16 protein-coding genes are annotated in these 17,510 nt (G+C 60.5%); 6 read left to right on the top strand and 10 right to left on the bottom strand.

Annotated features, from left to right (window positions below; genetic code table 11):
* Positions 1–6 precede the first annotated feature (6 nt).
* Both HMPREF3042_RS06950 and HMPREF3042_RS06945 read right to left on the bottom strand, forming a co-directional pair.
* Entirely contained in the window at positions 7–672 is a 666-nt protein-coding gene (locus HMPREF3042_RS06950) for a uracil-DNA glycosylase (protein WP_070852362.1), read from the bottom strand.
* A 37-nt stretch (positions 673–709) separates the two neighbouring features.
* Positions 710–1,666 carry a thiamine-phosphate kinase gene (locus HMPREF3042_RS06945; RefSeq protein ID WP_070856652.1) on the bottom strand — a complete coding sequence of 319 codons (957 nt, stop codon included), beginning with the start codon at positions 1,664–1,666 and terminating at the stop codon, positions 710–712.
* Between the two features lie 112 nt (positions 1,667–1,778).
* Between HMPREF3042_RS06945 and HMPREF3042_RS06940 the strand changes: the two genes are divergently transcribed.
* Complete coding sequence (locus HMPREF3042_RS06940) at positions 1,779–2,759, top strand: DUF3515 domain-containing protein (protein ID WP_070856651.1); 981 nt, start codon at positions 1,779–1,781, stop codon at positions 2,757–2,759.
* A gap of 10 nt (positions 2,760–2,769) precedes the next feature.
* On the opposite strand, the gene HMPREF3042_RS06935 is transcribed toward HMPREF3042_RS06940, so the two are convergent.
* Positions 2,770–3,873 (bottom strand): D-alanine--D-alanine ligase family protein, encoded by a 1,104-nt coding sequence (locus tag HMPREF3042_RS06935; protein ID WP_070856650.1) that lies wholly within the window; start codon positions 3,871–3,873, stop codon positions 2,770–2,772.
* A 35-nt stretch (positions 3,874–3,908) separates the two neighbouring features.
* Positions 3,909–4,907 (bottom strand): NAD(P)H-dependent glycerol-3-phosphate dehydrogenase, encoded by a 999-nt coding sequence (locus HMPREF3042_RS06930; protein WP_038628610.1) that lies wholly within the window; start codon positions 4,905–4,907, stop codon positions 3,909–3,911.
* Between the two features lie 112 nt (positions 4,908–5,019).
* Between HMPREF3042_RS06930 and HMPREF3042_RS06925 the strand changes: the two genes are divergently transcribed.
* Entirely contained in the window at positions 5,020–6,000 is a 981-nt protein-coding gene (locus HMPREF3042_RS06925) for an NUDIX hydrolase (protein ID WP_187271247.1), read from the top strand.
* Positions 6,001–6,004: 4 nt separating this feature from the next.
* On the opposite strand, the gene HMPREF3042_RS06920 is transcribed toward HMPREF3042_RS06925, so the two are convergent.
* The 4 genes from HMPREF3042_RS06920 to leuC all read right to left on the bottom strand — a co-directional run bounded on the left by HMPREF3042_RS06920 (position 6,005) and on the right by leuC (position 11,995).
* Positions 6,005–8,473 (bottom strand): polynucleotide kinase-phosphatase, encoded by a 2,469-nt coding sequence (locus HMPREF3042_RS06920; protein WP_070856648.1) that lies wholly within the window; start codon positions 8,471–8,473, stop codon positions 6,005–6,007.
* A gap of 2 nt (positions 8,474–8,475) precedes the next feature.
* Positions 8,476–9,867 carry a 3' terminal RNA ribose 2'-O-methyltransferase Hen1 gene (locus HMPREF3042_RS06915; protein WP_070856647.1) on the bottom strand — a complete coding sequence of 464 codons (1,392 nt, stop codon included), beginning with the start codon at positions 9,865–9,867 and terminating at the stop codon, positions 8,476–8,478.
* A 47-nt stretch (positions 9,868–9,914) separates the two neighbouring features.
* Positions 9,915–10,505: a 3-isopropylmalate dehydratase small subunit gene (leuD, locus tag HMPREF3042_RS06910; RefSeq protein ID WP_038628602.1), complete on the bottom strand. Its 591-nt coding sequence runs from the start codon at positions 10,503–10,505 to the stop codon at positions 9,915–9,917.
* A gap of 62 nt (positions 10,506–10,567) precedes the next feature.
* Complete coding sequence (gene leuC / locus HMPREF3042_RS06905) at positions 10,568–11,995, bottom strand: 3-isopropylmalate dehydratase large subunit (protein ID WP_070856646.1); 1,428 nt, start codon at positions 11,993–11,995, stop codon at positions 10,568–10,570.
* Between the two features lie 65 nt (positions 11,996–12,060).
* On the opposite strand from leuC, the gene HMPREF3042_RS06900 reads away from it, so the two are divergent.
* Both HMPREF3042_RS06900 and HMPREF3042_RS06895 read left to right on the top strand, forming a co-directional pair.
* Positions 12,061–12,786 carry an IclR family transcriptional regulator gene (locus HMPREF3042_RS06900; RefSeq protein WP_070856645.1) on the top strand — a complete coding sequence of 242 codons (726 nt, stop codon included), beginning with the start codon at positions 12,061–12,063 and terminating at the stop codon, positions 12,784–12,786.
* Positions 12,786–13,976, top strand: a complete 1,191-nt coding sequence (locus tag HMPREF3042_RS06895; RefSeq protein ID WP_070856644.1) for an MFS transporter — start codon at positions 12,786–12,788, stop codon at positions 13,974–13,976. The genes HMPREF3042_RS06900 and HMPREF3042_RS06895 overlap by 1 nt, the downstream gene beginning before the upstream one ends.
* On the opposite strand, the gene HMPREF3042_RS06890 is transcribed toward HMPREF3042_RS06895, so the two are convergent.
* Positions 13,977–14,900, bottom strand: coding sequence for a TDT family transporter (locus HMPREF3042_RS06890; RefSeq protein ID WP_246822361.1), 924 nt, complete (start codon positions 14,898–14,900; stop codon positions 13,977–13,979).
* A gap of 69 nt (positions 14,901–14,969) precedes the next feature.
* On the opposite strand from HMPREF3042_RS06890, the gene HMPREF3042_RS06885 reads away from it, so the two are divergent.
* Together HMPREF3042_RS06885 and HMPREF3042_RS06880 are read left to right on the top strand one after the other, a co-directional pair.
* The gene (locus HMPREF3042_RS06885) at positions 14,970–15,872 is read left to right on the top strand and encodes a LysR family transcriptional regulator (protein WP_070546711.1); all 903 of its coding nucleotides are present in this window, start codon (positions 14,970–14,972) and stop codon (positions 15,870–15,872) included.
* Complete coding sequence (locus HMPREF3042_RS06880) at positions 15,856–16,281, top strand: carboxymuconolactone decarboxylase family protein (protein WP_070546713.1); 426 nt, start codon at positions 15,856–15,858, stop codon at positions 16,279–16,281. The genes HMPREF3042_RS06885 and HMPREF3042_RS06880 overlap by 17 nt, the downstream gene beginning before the upstream one ends.
* Here HMPREF3042_RS06880 and HMPREF3042_RS06875 read toward each other — a convergent pair.
* Positions 16,188–17,384, bottom strand: a complete 1,197-nt coding sequence (locus HMPREF3042_RS06875; protein ID WP_246822359.1) for an acyltransferase family protein — start codon at positions 17,382–17,384, stop codon at positions 16,188–16,190. The genes HMPREF3042_RS06880 and HMPREF3042_RS06875 overlap by 94 nt on opposite strands.
* Positions 17,385–17,510: the final 126 nt, after the last annotated feature.

Below are 17,510 nucleotides of genomic sequence, written 5' to 3'. Positions count from 1 at the left end.
GAATTCCTATTCTAGCGTCCAGTCGATCGGGGTAGCTCCCTGACGAATCAGCGACTCATTGGCCCGGCTGAACGGGCGCGACCCGAAGAACCCACGGGATGCCGACAGCGGTGACGGGTGCGGCGAACAGATGCAGTCCACGCCCGGGAGCCAACGCTGCAAACTCTGCGCATCGCGTCCCCACAGAATTGCCACGAGAGGCTTGTCCCGAGCGACCAATGCTTTGATGGCGTGCTCCGTGATTGCCTCCCAGCCCTTACCGCGGTGCGAGGCAGCAGCACCCGGGCGCACGGTCAGCACACGGTTGAACAGAGCTACGCCCTGCCTACTCCACGGAGTGAGGTCACCGTTGGAGGGAGTCGGGAGCCCCAGGTCGGAGGAGTACTCCTTAAAAATATTCGCCAACGACCGCGGTACCGGCTTCACATCCGGTTGGACCGAGAAGCTGAGCCCCATCGCGTGCCCCGGGGTCGGATACGGGTCCTGGCCGATGACGAGCACCTTGACCTCATCGAATGGGTAAGTGAAGGCGCGTAGCACATCGGTGCCCGCGGGCAGGTAGCCGTAGCCGGCCGCGTTTTCCTCGCGCAGGAACTGCCCCATCCGGTGGATGTCATCGGCCACTGGCTCCAGCGCCTTCTGCCACCCTTCTTCGACCGGCAACGGATCCATGTCATGCAGCCTTTCTTCTCAAAACCTCGTCGAACTCTTAAAAGGAAACCCAACCGGCATCGCGGGCAGGAGGTTTGCCGTCGATAAGCACCGAATCGAACTTTTCCTTCGACACCGTGCCGATAGCGCGGAACCCCGTCGGAGGCTCCCCCGGTGTCGAACCAATCAGTGTGTGGTCCTCCCCGCCGGTGAGCACCCACTCCCATGGATCGACGTCGAGGTATTCGCCAGCGGCAATCTGCAACTCATCGGGCGCAATCGCACTGCTGTCAACTTCCAAAGTAACCCTGGAGGCCTGCGCAATAGCGCGGAGATCCACCACCAGTCCATCGGAGTTGTCCGTCAGTGAACGCACGCCTGTGGCTCGCGCCGTGGCACCCCTGCGGTATTCAAATTCGGGCGTACAGTGTGCTGCCACCAGCTGCGAAAACTCGTTTGGAACCTTCGCCGGGCTTCCGCAGTGTTGCAGCAGCGCAAGGCCCGCTGCAGAGTAGCCGATGCGCCCCGACGCAATCACCGTATCCCCCGCGCGTGCCGCTGAGCGCAGCAGCGGCCGCCCCAGCCCACCGAGTTCGCCGATTGCGGTGATGGAAATCACCAGAGAATCTCCGCTGACCATGTCACCACCGACGAGCTCCGCGGGACATTGCTTGCCTTCCTGCCACAATCCCTCGGCGATACCGGTGACCACACTCACCGGAGTGTGCAACGGTGCTGAGATGGCGAAAAGCATGGCCGTTGGACGCGCACCCATCGACTCGATATCAGCAAAATTCTGCACCGCGGCCTTCGCGCCGACCTGCTGCGGCGTCGACCAGTCCAGGCGGAAGTGGCGCCCTTCCACCAGCATGTCGGTGGAGGTGACAAAGCGGGCGTTGGGGGTTGTCTGCGTCAAGACGGCGGCATCGTCGCCATTGCGTGCCGACGGGGCGATAGCCCGAATGGCCTCAATGACCCCAAACTCGCCAATATCGCCAATGGTCAATTCAGTCACAGTGTCGAGTCACATTCCTAAAAGTCGATGGTTAACCGTTAATAACGGAACCCGTCTCGGCATTGCCCCCCAACCAATTGGAGTTGGTACCGGACAACGTAGAATCAGGCCCATGGTAGACGCACCCCCATCGGGAGAAACAGTTCAGTCCAAGGGTAGCCGGACACGCGCGGGCATCGCACTCGCTATTGCCATTATCTCTATCCTCGGCATCATTTTTGCCGCAAAGATTTACCAGGATAGTCAGGCGGCGAAGCCAGTCGCGATTTCCAACCCGGAGCTCCCCGCCAATGACTCGCCTGAGTGTGCGGAACTGCTCGACCGACTGCCAGAACGCGCCGCAGGTCTGGTTCGCGCCGAAATTGCAGAGCCGGCTCCAGAAGGTGCCGCTGTGTACCGAAACTTGGAACAAGACCGCATCACGCTGCGCTGTGGCGCGAACGTACCTAGCCAGTACAACGAACTGGGCAAGACCGAAGAGGTCAAGGGCATTTCGTGGCTGCGCGTTGTCGACAGTACCGACGAATCTTTGGCGACTTGGTTCACCGTCGGCCGTGAGCCAGTGGTTGCGATTACCGCCGAAGGAAATGCAAAGGCGGAGGATGCCCTGAGTGACCTCGCCGAGGCGCTGCGCCCGGATTCCGAGTACAAGAACAAACCGGAGCGAGGCGGTGTCCCGCTGGCAGAATTGGCAGCTCCGGAAGCTGATAAGCGCTGTAGCGGCTTGGAAGCTGCCCTCCCCCGCGATCTCGGCAACCGTCACCGTCTGAGCGCAGAGGAAATGCCGGCTGACATGCCGAGGGACATGGTCATTTGGGGCGGTACCCCAGCCGATCCGGTGGTGCTGCGCTGTGGTGTCGACGAGCCAGCTGGCTACAGCACCACCACGCAGCAGCTAACACAGGTTGGTGACATTGTCTGGTTCAACGAACCAACGCTGTCCTCCGGTACCTCCGCCACCTGGTACGCCATGGGGCGTGAACGCTTCGTCGCCGTTGAAATGCCAATGTCGGAGGCCAGCTCGCTGATGCCGGTGCTCTCCTCGGTCATCGCTGACAACCTGGAGAACATCTCGCCGAGCGAAGAGAAGTAAGAACCAGCTTTTATCGACGAGCTACCAGCGCCCGCTCAATCAGGGCGCTGAGCAGCTCCTCGTAGGCAACACCTGAGGCCGCAAACATCTGCGGGTACATCGAAATCGGGGTGAAGCCCGGCATGGTGTTGACTTCATTGATAATCGGGCCATTATCCGTGACAAAGAAGTCCACGCGAGTCAGACCATCAGAGCCCAGTGCCCTGAACGCCCGACGAGCATCCTTCTCCAGCGCCTTCAAAACATCCTCTGGCAGCTCAGCCGGAATCTGCGCCGAGACGATGTCATCCAAGTACTTGGTTTCAAAACCGTAGAAGCCCTCGTCGGAGTCCTCCGTGCCGCGAAGCAAGGACGGAACTGATACCTGCAGGCTGCCGTCAGCGCGCTGCAACACGCCAATCTCCACCTCGGCACCGTCTACGCCGGCCTCTACGATGACCTTCCAGTCATGCTCGCGGGCCAGCTCTACCGCCGCATCCAGATTCGCCCACTCATCGACGCGGGAGATACCAATCGACGATCCGCCACGGGCAGGTTTGACGAACACCGGCAGGCCAAGGGTCTCCTTGTCCTCGTCGGAAAGCGACTCGCCAACGTGCAAAACGACCTGCTTGCCGATAGGAAGCCCCGCTGCCTGCAGGAGATTCTTCGTGCGTTCCTTATCCATACCCGCCGCGGAAGCGAGCACGCCCGGGCCGACATAAGCAATGCCGGAAAGCTCAAAGAGCCCCTGGATTGTGCCATCCTCGCCGTGCGGACCGTGGAGAACAGGGAAGATGACGTCGACAGTGTCGAAAACCTCGCCGGCGCGATCACCGGTGACGAAGCGAAACTCACCGCGGCGTGACGGCGAGGTGCTCAGCGCAACTTCCTCGCCCGGGATGACCTCCGGCATCGTACGCCCCTGCGTGCGCAGCGTGTCCGTCTCACGCGTGCCGACGGTCCAGACACCATCCTTGGTAATACCAATGGGAACCACTCGGAAGCGGTTCTCATCCAGGTGATCCATAATTGCGCCAGCTGAGACACAGGAGACACTGTGTTCAGGGCTTGCGCCGCCGTAGATAACGGCGACGGAAATGCAATCTGCAGACGAGCTATTCGACGAAGTCATGGTGACTAAGTTTAGCCCCGACCCTGCACTATTGGTTATTCCGACTTGCGGCTGCGCCCCATCAGCTTACGAATTGTCTCATCGACCTTCGCGCCTTCGTGGCAGACAGCGTAAACGGCCTCAGTAATTGGCATTTCCACGCCATTGCGGCGAGCGAGGTCACGGACCGAGATTGAAGAAATCACGCCCTCAGCCACCTGACCACGCGTAGCGTGCTGCGCCTGCTCCATCGTGTCACCGCGGCCGAGACGGTCACCGAAGGTGCGGTTACGCGACAGTGGTGAGGAACAAGTGGCCACCAAGTCGCCGAGGCCCGCCAGACCCGCGAAGGTCTTATCCTCTGCGCCAACCGCGTCGCCCAAACGTGTGATTTCCGCCAGCCCACGGGTGATGATGGTTGCCAACGTGTTCTCGCCCAAGCCCTGACCAGAGGCCATACCGCAGGCCAACGCAATAACGTTCTTGCAGGCACCGCCGATTTCGCAGCCGATCACATCGGTGTTGGTGTAGGGACGGAAGTAATTAGTGGCGACTGCCGCCTGAATCATCTTGGCGTTGTTCTCATCGGCGCAAGCAATGACCGTTGCCGCTGGCTGCTCCATCGCAACTTCGCGGGCGAGGTTCGGGCCCGATAGCACCGCAATACGCTCTGCTGGCAGGTCTGTGACCTCAGCGATGACCTCACTCATGCGCAGATGTGTCTCACGCTCCACGCCCTTCGCCAGGCTGAGCAGAATCGTCTCCGGCCCGATGAAGTCCTTCCAGACCTTGAGATTGTCACGCAGGGTCTGCGAGGGCACGCCCAGCACCACCACATCCGCGCCCTTCAGCGCGGCCTCTGCATCCGAGGTGGCTTCAATGTTTCGCGGCAGCCCCAGCCCAGGTAGGTAGTCGTGGTTTTCTCGGCTGATCTGAATACGCTGTGCCTGCTCCGCGCGTCGCGACCACAGTCGTACAGGATTGCCCGCATCAGCAAAAACCTTGGCAAGCGTCGTGCCCCACGACCCCGCACCCATCACTGAAACCTGCACCATCGCCGCGACCTTCCTCCGTTAGTCTCTAATCTCCAACAAGTCTAGCGAGACGTTCTCACACTGCGATACTAAACTAGGTCGGCGACAAAGGATTGAAAGGGAATTCACGATGATGCACGAAGAGGACAAGGACCTCAAGGGCGATACCTCCGTGACCGGTCGCCTGCGCCAGATTCCGACGAAGCCAGGTCAGGATGTCACCAAGCCGACCTTTGCGGCCGGCGCGGTTCTGTGGCGAGGCGATGTCCACAACCCTGAAATCTGCGTGATTCACCGTCCTTCCTACGACGACTGGTCGCTGCCGAAGGGAAAGCTCGACGCCGGTGAGAACCTCATTGCCACCGCAGTCCGCGAGATCTGGGAAGAAACAGGCTACCGAGTCCGGTTGGGCAAGCTCGTCGGCAACGTCTCCTACCCTGTCGCTGGACGCACGAAGTTGGTCTGGTACTGGACCGCTGAGGTGCTCGACGGCGACTTCGAGCAGAACTCCGAGGTCAATGAGCTTCGCTGGGTCTCCTGGGACGAAGCCGAGGAGCTGCTGTCCTACGATCTCGACCGCGACGTGCTGGTCAAGGCCCGCAAGCGCATGAACAAGGAACCGGACACCCGTCTCATTCTCGTTCGCCATGGGCGTGCGCACCGCCGCACCAACTGGAACGGCAATGATGCACTGCGGCCGCTGGATAAGAAGGGACGTCGTCAAGCGGAACTGCTCGTCTCTGCATTGGAAGGCTTCCGCCCCGCGCGCGTCTACTCCGCCGAGCCCGTGCGTTGCCAGGACACCGTCGCACCGCTCGCCGCAGAGCTGGGTATGCAGGTCACAGTCGACGAACGGCTTGGCGACGAACACTGGATTGCCAACCAGGTCGAGTCCAAGAAGGCCTTCGAGGACATTATCGCGCTAGGCGGAGTCAGCGTGGTCTGCTCTCAGGGCATCACCATCCCTGACCTGTTAGCCGCTTGGTCCGCTGAGGGCACCCTGCCCTTCGACGAGGAAATCCTGTGCAAAAAGGGCTCCGCCTGGGTGCTCGGCTTCAACGACGGTGTGATGACCACGGCTGATTACTACGCCTCGGCGCTGCCGGTGAAGTAACCCCCTACAACCTCGGATCCATCGGCTCCGACTCCAGCGCCAACACGCCGAAGACGGGGACATGGATCCGATGCAGAGGCTCGCCCGCCGCTAGTCGCTCCAGCGACTCGATGCCGAGGGCATATTCGCGTAGCGCCGATGACTGCTTGTGCTGCAGATTTCGCCGCTTCAGCCGCTCTTGACGCTGCGGGTGCAGGTAATCATGCCCATAAATCATGCGCAGATACTCCCGTCCCCGCACTTTCATGCCGGGTTGCACTTGGCGCGCCACCGCCGCGTTGTCCATTGGCTTGACGACGGCCCCTTCCCCGCCCGACTCTGTCAGCTGCAACCACCACTGCGATGCGGCCTCCACCTGTTCCGGGTCACTGGGGTCGAGGACGAAGCAGCGCGTCTGCCGGTAGATCTCACTGTCAGCTGCTACCAGCTGGTTCGCGATATCCAAGTGCCATGAGTGGGGCTTGTGGTGCCAGGTGGCATCCTCACTTGCCAGCACTTGGAAAGGTGCGAACTGAATCTTCTTGTCACTGTCGACATACCGGTTGTAGGCAGCACGGAACTTCTCGAGCTCGTCCAGAATCTGCTCTGGAGCAGGACCACCGACCTTTACTCCCCTGTCGGTTGCCGCCTGCAGCGCTGCCGCGAGGTGTGTCGCTGCACCGATACCAGCGGCAGCGGTCGATGCATAGATCTCGTCGATAAGCCCCTGTGCCTTGAGATTCCAGGGCAGCATTTCGCCGTCGAGCAGGATCCAATTGCCGAATTGGTCAAAAAGCCCGGCGCGAACTGCCGCCTTGGTCATTTCGTCGAGTGCGGGATTCTTACCGTCGAAGAAAGCGCGGCCCGTCCGGGTATATGCGTATGAGTGAGCACCGAAACGAGTCTTTGTTCCGGGTCGAATCAAGCACAGCACAGCTCGGGAACCCATGTGCTTTTCCTGACAAATGACCTGGTCAGTGTACGCTGCGTAGTAGCGGAATGCCTCCTCCGGGTGTTCCAGGAATCCCTCTCGCTGCGAGGTCGGCGCCGGTGACATTGTCGGTGGCAGGTACGGAATTTTCTCCGGTGCGAGCGTAAAGCGGCTGATAGTTTCCAGCGCTGCAGCCGCGCGGTCACTATCAATGCGGATGCGGCCATGCCGGCCAGTCTGGATACCATCGACGTCTAACACGTCAGTGATGCGCAGTTCGGACTCCGGACGGTTGGTGGTGCTGCGCGATGGGGCCTCCCACCAGGTTTGCTTCGCATCAACCTGCACGGTCTCTAGCTCGGGATAGCGCAGCGCAGAGAGCTTACCGCCGAATACACAACCGGTGTCGATGCACATGGTGTTATTGACCCAGCGCAGACGGTCCGCTTCCATGTGGCCATAGACAACACGGGCGGCACCGCGGTAGTCCGCTGCCCAATCCAGACGTTCTGGCAGGCCATTTTCATCGAGCTTGCCAGTAGTCGCACCGTAGAGCGCGAACTCACGGACCTTTCCGGAGGCTCTGCCATGGAGGTGCTCAGGCAGTCCCGCGTGGGCTACGACCAGGGCGCCGTCATCAAGCACGTAGTGCACGGGCAGGTGGTCGATGAATTCACGGACGTCCTTCCGGAACTCCTCACTTTCGTCGGCGAGCTGAGTGAGCGTTTCGGCCAGCCCGTGGCCCGTGGTGACGTTGTGGCCGTCGAGGGCGCGCACCAACTTAGAGTCATGGTTTCCGGGCACGCAGAGGGCATTGCCGGCAGCGACCATTCCCATGACTAGTTTCAAGACGGCTGGACTATTAGGGCCGCGATCGACAAGGTCACCAACAAAAATGGCCGTGCGACCATCGGGGTGATGAGCATCGCTTCCATCTGCCGAGAGCTGATAGCCAAGTTTTGCAAGCAGTTCGGTCAACTCATCGAAGCAGCCGTGGACGTCGCCGATGATATCGAACGGACCGTGGAGGTCGCTGCGGTCGACCTTGAGCGGAACACGTTCAATGGTGACCTCTTCAATTTCCGTCGCGGAATTCAAGATGAAAACGTTGTGAATCTTCTCGCGCCTCAGGTGCTTGAGTCCTCGGCGCAGGTCACGGTGCTGGCGTTCCAATACCTCTACTCCGAAATTGCGGTCAGTGCGCTGCCTGTGCCGCTCCTTCACCTCCGCCAGCGGAAGATTCAAAACGATGGCAGCACTCAGCGCATGGTGGCTGCGCGCCAGCTTCACGAGCCGGGCACGATCCTGCGGCTTCACATTCGTCGCATCGACCACAGTGAGCAAGCCAGCTTCCAGACGCTTGCCGACGATCGTCTCCAGCAGCTCAAAAGCAGGCGCCGTCGCCGCCTGGTTATTCGGGTCGTTGGAAACAATGCCGCGACAGGTATCCGAAGAAACGACTTCAAATGGGCCGAAGTGTCGTGCCGCAAAAGTCGACTTTCCGGCGCCAGAGACACCGACCAGCATGACCAAGCTGAGGTTAGGAAGCGAGATGGTACTCATAATTAGCTCTCCTCTGCTGTGGTGAAGTCGAAGGAAAAGACTGCCATTTGGGTCGGTTGGCCATAGGTTTCGTGCACGTCCCCAATTCCGTCGAAGTCGACGAGATAGCCGAACTTGTCGGCCACGCCCTTCGCCCACTGGCGAAATTCCACGCGGCTGAACTCGAAGCGGTGATCAAGGTGTCGGAACTGTCCGGGCGCTAGGTTTGGATAGCACGCGTTGTAGTCACTGTTCGGCGTCGTGACGATGACATACTGCGGCCTGGCAAGCCCGAAAACGTTGTTCTCCAGCGCGGGCAGCCGATCGGCATCAACATGCTCAATGACCTCCATCAGGATTGCCACGTCCATGTTCGCAATGCGCTCGTCGGCATAGGTGACCGAGGATTGGAAAAGCTCTACCCGCGCAACTTGGCGCTCCGGCATGCGATCTAGGTTCAGCGCCTTGTGCGCCTTACGAAGCTCCCCTACAGAGACATCAGTGCCAACGATCTGCGCGATTCGCGGATTCTCCAGCAACGGCCCGAGCAACACGCCGGAACCACAGCCGATGTCCACCACGCTGCGCGGGCGCAGTCTAAATACCTCACGCAGGACTCGGTCTTGACGCTGTCGATTGAGCGGCTTGGCTGTCTGGTCACCGCTGGCCAGTTCGGTTGCACCAGCTTCCCCGGCAAGCTTCACGACGGCTTCGTTGACCAGGCCTTTTTGATCGGCAAGGTAGCGCTTTAGGATTTTCTCCCGCTGCGGGTGCTCCGGCAGCCAGTCCTGGGCGCGCGCGGCCAGCTTGTCGATTTCCCGGTCATCAACCCAATAGTGTTTCCCACCGTCGAGGACGGGAAGCAGAATATACAGGTGATTGAGCAAATCACGAACGGTTGCTCGACCTGTGAGGGTCACCGTCGGTGAGAACTTCTGCCCGGCAATGTTGTTGAAGAAATCGCAGGTGACCTTCCACCCCAATGGCTCAAACAAAGCACGGATTTCTTCCTCGGTGCCGGGTACCGCCGCGACTGTCGCGGTGAGGTCGCTTGGGGTTTCGTCGTAAGGCGAAATCTTTTCCATGACCATCGCCGTGGAGAAGACCGACTTCAACGCCACAGTCAAAAGCGATGACGCAGCCCACTGCCGATCATTAATGTAGCCGGTCAGATTGAACGTATCGGCACGGTACTGCTTGAGTTTCAGCAACTCATCGCGGTCAATATCAACCCAGAGGGCTGCCGTGCATTCGGCATCGGTTGCAGTGGGGAAAAAGACGCGGGCAACACCGAACTTTAACTCGGCCTCATGCACGCGATCGGGATGCTTTCGCAAAATAAATCCCAAATCGCGTGCCGATTCAACAGGCGAAGATTCACCTAGCCGAGAGTGTTTAGTGATTGCCAGATACATACGGCAAGTTTAACGCCTACCGCGGATTGGACTAGAGCATTTTTGACCTACATCGTCTTCGGCTTGTGGGCCGGACGACTCTTCTCGTAGGCCACAATGTCCGCTTCGTTGCGCAGGGTCAGAGAGACGTCGTCAAGCCCTTCCATCAGACGCCAGCGAGTGTAGTCATCGACCTCGAACGGGAAGACCTGCTCGCCGGCCTCGACGGTGCGGGTCTCCAGGTTGACGGTGAGCTCCATGCCCGGGTTGGCCTCGAGCAACTTCCACAGCAGCTCGACATCAGACTGCTGCATCTGTGCGGCGAGCAGGCCCGCTTTGCCGGCATTACCGCGGAAGATATCGGCGAAGCGGGATGAGATGACGACGCGGAAGCCGTAGTCCATCAGCGCCCACACGGCGTGCTCACGGGAGGAACCGGTACCGAAGTCCGGCCCTGCTACGAGGATGGAGCCCTTGGCGTACTCGGGGCGGTTGAGCACGAAGTCGGACTCGTTGTTGCGCCAGTTGCTGAACAGGCCATCCTCAAATCCGGTGCGGGTGACGCGCTTTAAGTAGACGGCCGGGATGATCTGGTCGGTGTCGACATTGGATCGCTGCAGGGGAACGCCGACGCCGGTGTGAGTATCAAACTTTTCCATGGTGAAAGGTCCTTAGAAGTTCTGCTTGGTTCTGTTGTGCAAAGATCGGCAGTGAGAGTCAGTTAGAGATCAGCCGGTGCTGCGAAGTGACCGGCGACGGCGGTAGCTGCGGCGACGGCAGGGCTGACCAGGTGGGTGCGACCACCCTTGCCCTGGCGGCCCTCGAAGTTGCGGTTGGAGGTCGAAGCGCAACGCTGGCCTGGAGTCAGCTGGTCCGGGTTCATGCCCAAGCACATGGAACAGCCCGGCATACGCCATTCAGCGCCTGCTTCTTCAAAGATCTTGCCCAGTCCCTCTTCTTCAGCCTGCGCGCGGACCTTTGCGGAGCCCGGCACGATGAGCATCTGAACGCCATCGGCAACCTTGCGATCCTTCAGCACGTCAGCAACGGCGCGCATGTCCTCGATGCGTCCGTTGGTGCAGGAGCCGACAAAGACAACATCAACGTTGACGTCACGCATTGGGGTGCCCGGCTTCAGATCCATGTACTCCAGTGCACGCTCGGCGGCAATCCGGTCGGAGTCTTCAGCAATGAACTCCGGGTCCGGCACGGTCTCGCCCAGCGGTACGCCCTGGCCCGGGTTGGTGCCCCAGGTAACGAATGGGGTCAGCGCGGAACCGTCAATTTCAACAACCTTGTCGAACTCCGCATCGTCCTCGGTGACCAGCGACTTCCAGTACTCGACAGCCTCGTCCCACTGCTCGCCCTGCGGCGCGTGCGGGCGGCCCTTCAGGTACTCGAAGGTGGTTTCGTCCGGGGCGATCATGCCGGCGCGGGCACCGGCCTCGATGGACATGTTGCAGATGGTCATGCGGGCTTCCATCGACAGCTTCTCGATGGCCTCGCCACGGTACTCGATAACGTGGCCCTGGCCACCACCGGTACCAATCTTGGCGATAATCGCCAGAATCAGATCCTTGGCGGTAACGCCATCCTGCAGCTCGCCGGTGACATTAACCGCCATGGTCTTGAAAGGCTTCAGCGGTAGGGTCTGGGTAGCCAGAACGTGCTCCACCTCGGAGGTACCGATACCGAAGGCCATCGCACCGAAAGCGCCGTGGGTAGCGGTGTGCGAATCACCACAGACAACGGTGGTGCCCGGCTGAGTCAGGCCCAGCTGCGGGCCTACGACGTGGACAATGCCCTGTTCGCGGTCACCCATCGGATGCAGGCGGATGCCGAACTCCTCGGCATTCTTGCGCAATGTGGCAATCTGGGTGCGAGAGGTCGGTTCCTCAATTAAATCAATCTGGCCACCGGCTACAGTCGTCGGAACGTTGTGGTCCTCGGTTGCGATGGTCAGATCCGGGCGGCGCACCTTGCGCCCTGCCAGACGGAGGCCATCAAAAGCCTGCGGCGAGGTAACCTCGTGGACGAGGTGCAGATCGATATAAATCAGATCTGGTTCGCCGTTTTCGCCTTGCTTGACAACGTGGTCACGCCAGACTTTCTCGGCCAGAGTCTTCGGGCTAGTGTCCGTGGTGCGCATAGTGGGTGAGCCGCCTTCCGGATATATCGCTTTTATCTCAAAGTATGAGATGTTAATATCATGGCATGGGACAGATTAGCACATCCGAGACGCCAGCTCTAAGTGGCATTAAAGTTCTCGATCGTTCGGTACTCATTCTCAAGTCCGTTGCAGAAACTCCTCGCACCCTCGCCGAGCTCTGCGAGGACACCGGGCTGCCCCGCGCGACCGCCCATCGGCTGGCCACGGCGTTGGAAGTGCACCGCCTTGTCACCCGCACTCCGGACGGCCGCTGGACGACGGGCCCCGGGCTCACCGAGATCACGCCTGTCACCACTGACCTGCTTGCCGACGCCGCAGCGCACATCCTGCCGAAGCTGGTAGAGGTCACCGGCGAGTCAGTGCAGCTCTACCGGCTCACCGGCGACACCCGCACCTGTATTGCCTCCATGGAGCCCGCCACCGGACTGCGCAACACCGTGCCAGTTGGCTCTCGCATGCCGCTAACCGCCGGCTCCGCCGCACGTGTTCTCCTGGCCTTTGGCCCGGCCAACCTCGCTGAGCGAATGCTTCCCGACGCCGACTTCAACCAACAGGACCTCGACGACTGCCGACGTCTCGGCTGGTCCGAGTCCATGGGTGAGCGCGATCCCGCACTTGCCTCCGTCTCCGCCTCGGTTTTCGACAGCAACCATCGCATGATTGCAGTCCTATCGGTCTCCGGCCCCGTGGAGCGCATGACTCCGTCGCCCTACGAATGCTGGGGCGCAAAGGTTCTCGGCGCCGCTGAAGAGATGAGCTCCCGACTGTAATGCCCGCTTACCGTCACCTTGTCCTTCTTCTGTCCATGTTCGCGGCGGTCGGTTCGTCCGTCGTTCACATGGGTGTGCCTTTTCTCATCCCATCCTTGCAGGAAAACGGCTTAAGCCTCTCCGCCGCCGGCCTCGTCGCAGCAATGCCGGCGGCCGGTATTGTCTTCACGCTCATCGCCTGGGGCTGGTTTGTCGACCGCTATGGCGAACGCGCAGCTCTGTTCGCCGGCCTGACCTCTACTGCCTTGACGACGGGGCTTGCGGCGCTAGCTTCGTCGTCAAGCCCGGCTCTGCTCGGGGCCACGCTCTTTCTCGCCGGGTGTGCGGCGGCGAGCGTGAATTCGGCATCCGGCCGCGTGGTGTCGGGCTGGTACCCACCGCATCAGCGCGGCACTGCGATGGGCATTCGCCAAATGGCTCAGCCCCTCGGCGCTGCACTATCAGCGGTAACCCTGCACCCTCTCGCGCAGAATTACAGCATCGGAGTCGCACTCGCGATGCCCGCAATCCTGTGCGCCGTGCTGGCGTTGCTTGTACTGATAGGCGTGAAGAATCCCCCTCGCCCTGATGCCTCGAACCCCACCGTCACGGCCAGCCCCTACCGGGACGGCAAGTACCTCGTGCGCATCCACATCGCCTCGGCGCTGCTGTCCTGGCCGCAGTCGATGATGGGTGCCTACATTCTGGTGTGGTTGCTGTCTGTGGGGTACTCCGATGGCACGGCGGGCACAATTGTGATGGTCTCGCAGCTGCTCGGTGCCGGATCGCGAGCACTGATGGGTGTGGTCTCTGACCGAGTGCGATCTCGCATCCGCCCCTACCGCTGGGTCTCGGATGCGACCTTTGTTTTGGCTGTCGCAATGATGATTGCCAGCTGGGCTGATTGGCGCACGCTTGGAACTTTGCTGGTCTGCGCACTGGCCGTTGCTGTGGTCAGCCCGAATGGACTCGCCTTCACCGCAGTTGCTGAATACGCAGGCCCCTTCTGGTCCGGACGCGCTATGGGTACGCAGAACACGTTCCAGAACATTATCTACGCTGCAACGCCTCCGGTTTCGGGTGCGATTGTGGCCGCTGCGGGCTTCCCCGCGCTGTTTGCCGTCACGGCTCTGTTCCCCGCCGCCGCGCTGGGTATTGCGCCACGAGAAGACCAGAACCGCAACGGGCGGGTGCGGGTCGAGCTTGACTAGCTAGCTCCGCGCCCACCAAACAAATCGAGCCACGCACGCGCACCAGTGCACAGCCAGCAAACACAGCAGCCCAGCGCTGGCCGCGTATAGCCACTGCACGCCGGTAGTGTCACCCAGGCTGTGCGTACCAAGACTCAGAGTGCCCACGGGGAAGGTTGCACCCCACCAACCAGGGCTGTATCCGGCCCAACTGATTACGGCGCGGGTGAATCGTCGTAAAGCAATGGCGGCAAGGAAGATACCGACGATGAGCACAGCGGTGCCGTAAGCGACAGCGAAGGTTCGGTTGAAAAGCAGCTGCACAGCGGCCGTGGACTGACCGACCAGCCCGAGCGGAATCCAGGCAGTACCGGCGATGGAATCGGGGATGCGCATGGTGCCAGAGAACAGCGCGACGTAGCAGCGTCCGAAAACCGGCAGAACCGTAATCAGCGCCATCCAAAAGAGTATTTGTGCGCAGACGTGATAGAACGTGCCGTAGTCAACGCTCAGCTGCGCGCCACTTGTCGCCGCCACCATCGGGGCGACTAGCGCGAGGCCCCACTGAAAAGTTGGTTCGCCTTCGAATCCTCGCAGTTGGCGAAGGCTGACGTAGATTGCCAGCGGCGCACCGATCCACCAGGACGCCAGCTGCCACGATGAGTTACTAGCTAGCGCAGTCGCAGCACTACCGAGAGCCATGATGCCCATCGAGAGCATGCCCCACGGCGCCATCAGCTTCGAGTGGAAAGGCGGGTTTCGAAGACGCAACCAGCCGACCACTATGAAACCGAGAATGCCTACTGCCACGATGAGAAGCAGCTCCGGAACCATCGGAACGTCATGAATGTGCGCAAGCGTGGCGAAGATGGACGTACCCATTAGAGATCCTGCCCACGCAGGTCCGGCGGGTGCCAGCACATCACGGCGAGAAGAGTTGGTCATGCTCATACCGTATTTGTTCTTGCCACAGCTACAGCTATCACCAAACTCTGTGAGGGGTACCATAAATGCATGTACCCCTCCGCTGTGGCCGAACTCGAAGCACTTCTCACCGCCGCCCGTGCAGGCTCGATCTCCAAGGCCGCGCGTGAGCTAGGCATCAATCAGCAGACCATGTCCGCACGCATCGCGCGGGCGGAAAAAGCGCTGGGAATCACCGTCTTCGAACGCTCCCCCTACGGCGTATCTCCCACGGAAAACGGGCAAGTGCTTATCGACGCACTCCCAGACCTCCTCGCCGCCTGCCACAGGTTTTCGGGCATTGCCGCCAGCTTGCGTTCCGACGATGTTCCCCGCCACCTCACCCTTGCGGTGTCCAATACTGTCGCTGAGCTCTACTACCCCGGCTGGGCCGCCGAGTTCCACCGGCAACATCCCGCAGTCAAACTGTCAATGGTGCAGGCAAACTCCCGTGAGGTGCGGCAACTAGTGGCCAACAGTGCGGTGGACTTCGGCCTGGTAGAGGGCGAGGCTGGTCGACACGACCTCGAAGAGCGGATCATCGGCACCGATGAGCTGGTCCTCGCTGTGCCGACGGGGCATCCGTGGACTGAGCGGGCCGAGATATTCATCGAGGAACTGCGCACTACCCCGCTGGTTATTCGCGAACCCGGTTCCGGCAGTAGAAAGGTCGTGGAAGATACACTGGGGAATCTCGCCGAACCCGCGGGAGAATTTGGTTCCCTTTCGGCACAGCGTGCTGGCATGATTGCGCTGGCAGCGCCAACAATCATCGCCCGCGGCGCAATTCGCGATCAGGTAACGCTCGGGCGCATCGTCATCGTCCCCACCCGCACCCGTTTTACTCGCAATCTCAGCGTAGTTATGCGTCGCGGCAGTGAAGCTAGTGGGGACATTTCGGAATTTATCCGCATTGCAAGTCCTATACTTAGCAAGCATGAGCAATCCCAATGATGAACTCTTTTCCTCTGACCGCTATGATGCCGGCATCCAAATTCGCCGCGAGGTGATGGGCGACGAATTCGTCGATGCCGCCCTCTCTCGCAACGCCGGCTCCGACGGAGAGACCCTGCAGAAGCACATCACCGCCACCGTCTGGGGCTCCGTCTGGAGCCGTGAAGGACTGGCCAAGCGTGATCGCTCCCTGCTCAACATTGGAATGCTCGTCGCTCTGCGCGCCACCGAAGAATTGCGCGGCCACATCAAGGGTGCCCTCGCCAACGGCCTGACCCGCACCGAGATCACCGAAGCCATCGTCCACGCTTCCGGCTACTGCGGCGCACCGGCCGCACTGTCCGCGATGAAGGTCGCGCAGGAAGTGCTCGTTGCTGAGCTCGGACCGCTTGACGACGACGATCGGTAGGTAGCCCACGGGCTCGCAGGCCCCGGTCGCCGCGTAAGCACATCAGTGATGCGGCGCAGCAGCCACGACAGTGGCAAAGTGATGACAGTGGTAACGATTGCCACTGCCAGCATCGAGCCCTGGAAGGTCTGATAACCCATCGTCTTCATCACCCAGTCCATGACCAACACGTGGACGAGGAAGAACTCGTAGGAAACTTCGCCCAGCCAAATCATAGCTGGATGACGAAGCCACCTTACCTCCGTACCCAGCGCAATCGGGGCCACGAATGCACCAGCAGATAGGCCGTACAATGTGGTCTTCCACAACGCCTGATCGACATCATCCGGCACCAAGGTTGCTGGCCCCACATGCGTGGTCGTGGATAGGAAAAACAGCGCTAGCGCTATCAGCCAACTTGCAGCCAAATTAACGCGCCAGCCAACCTTTCGCCCATAGGCCAGCAGCATGCCGATGGCGAACCAGTCGAAATACGCCATCGGCCACAGCCGTGACACTACTGGCAGTAGCTCTTCCTGATGCGACAGCACAGTCCAGATCGGACCGATAAGACCAAAACCAATAATGATGGCCAGCGTCGGACCGGGGCGCAGGCGCCCCTTTGTAATCGTCCAGATGCCAAGTCCCACCAGTGGCAGCACCAGGTAGAAGCCAACCTCCACCACCATCGACCACATCTGCGGCAAGCCCGGGTGAATCCAGCCGAATTGGAGAGTCTGAGTAAAAGACATCGACCGCAGCCAGCCCTGCAGACCGCCACCCGCCGGTGGCGGGTCGTCTGCGGCGTGGATGAGGAATGCCGCAGTGACCACAATCCAATAGGCCGGCAGGACTCTCTTTGCACGACTGATGAAGTATTTCCTCCGGCTAGGTGGTTTCGCGGGGACGTCGTCAGGCGAACCGAGCCAACGTCCTGTAAGCAGAAACGCGCTGAGCACAAAGAAGATGGTGACACCAATTTCGAATCGACCGTTGAGACGCCCCCACCAATCGTCCGTGTAATGTCCAGTCCAAAACGCGGCATGCGTGAGCAGGACGCCGAATGCGCCGATTGCACGGATACTGGTTAACTCCGGGACATAGGTGGACTTGGCCGAATTCATGCCATTATTTTATTGCTGCAAACTACTTGCCGTGCTCGTTTTGGCAAAAGCAAAAGCCTCCACTCGATTACGAGTGAAGGCTCTTGTCTTTGTATATCTTTGTACCCCGTACGGGATTTGAACCCG

Source organism: Corynebacterium sp. HMSC074C05, assembly GCF_001838325.1.
GTDB lineage: Bacteria > Actinomycetota > Actinomycetes > Mycobacteriales > Mycobacteriaceae > Corynebacterium > Corynebacterium amycolatum.
The sequence above is the reverse complement of the archived record's forward strand: the minus strand, read 5'-3'. Positions and strand labels throughout refer to the sequence as shown.

Bases quoted from the DNA above. Each gene is read 5' to 3' on its own strand.
- HMPREF3042_RS06950 (WP_070852362.1), bottom strand. From the start codon at position 672: ATGGATCCGTTGCCGGTCGAAGAAGGGTGGCAGAAGGCGCTGGAGCCA.
- HMPREF3042_RS06940 (WP_070856651.1), top strand. From the start codon at position 1,779: ATGGTAGACGCACCCCCATCGGGAGAAACAGTTCAGTCCAAGGGTAGC.
- HMPREF3042_RS06935 (WP_070856650.1), bottom strand. From the start codon at position 3,873: ATGACTTCGTCGAATAGCTCGTCTGCAGATTGCATTTCCGTCGCCGTT.
- HMPREF3042_RS06930 (WP_038628610.1), bottom strand. From the start codon at position 4,907: ATGGTGCAGGTTTCAGTGATGGGTGCGGGGTCGTGGGGCACGACGCTT.
- HMPREF3042_RS06925 (WP_187271247.1), top strand. From the start codon at position 5,020: ATGCACGAAGAGGACAAGGACCTCAAGGGCGATACCTCCGTGACCGGT.
- HMPREF3042_RS06920 (WP_070856648.1), bottom strand. From the start codon at position 8,473: ATGAGTACCATCTCGCTTCCTAACCTCAGCTTGGTCATGCTGGTCGGT.
- HMPREF3042_RS06915 (WP_070856647.1), bottom strand. From the start codon at position 9,867: ATGTATCTGGCAATCACTAAACACTCTCGGCTAGGTGAATCTTCGCCT.
- leuD (WP_038628602.1), bottom strand. From the start codon at position 10,505: ATGGAAAAGTTTGATACTCACACCGGCGTCGGCGTTCCCCTGCAGCGA.
- leuC (WP_070856646.1), bottom strand. From the start codon at position 11,995: ATGCGCACCACGGACACTAGCCCGAAGACTCTGGCCGAGAAAGTCTGG.
- HMPREF3042_RS06900 (WP_070856645.1), top strand. From the start codon at position 12,061: ATGGGACAGATTAGCACATCCGAGACGCCAGCTCTAAGTGGCATTAAA.
- HMPREF3042_RS06895 (WP_070856644.1), top strand. From the start codon at position 12,786: ATGCCCGCTTACCGTCACCTTGTCCTTCTTCTGTCCATGTTCGCGGCG.
- HMPREF3042_RS06890 (WP_246822361.1), bottom strand. From the start codon at position 14,900: ATGACCAACTCTTCTCGCCGTGATGTGCTGGCACCCGCCGGACCTGCG.
- HMPREF3042_RS06885 (WP_070546711.1), top strand. From the start codon at position 14,970: ATGTACCCCTCCGCTGTGGCCGAACTCGAAGCACTTCTCACCGCCGCC.
- HMPREF3042_RS06880 (WP_070546713.1), top strand. From the start codon at position 15,856: ATGAGCAATCCCAATGATGAACTCTTTTCCTCTGACCGCTATGATGCC.
- HMPREF3042_RS06875 (WP_246822359.1), bottom strand. From the start codon at position 17,384: ATGAATTCGGCCAAGTCCACCTATGTCCCGGAGTTAACCAGTATCCGT.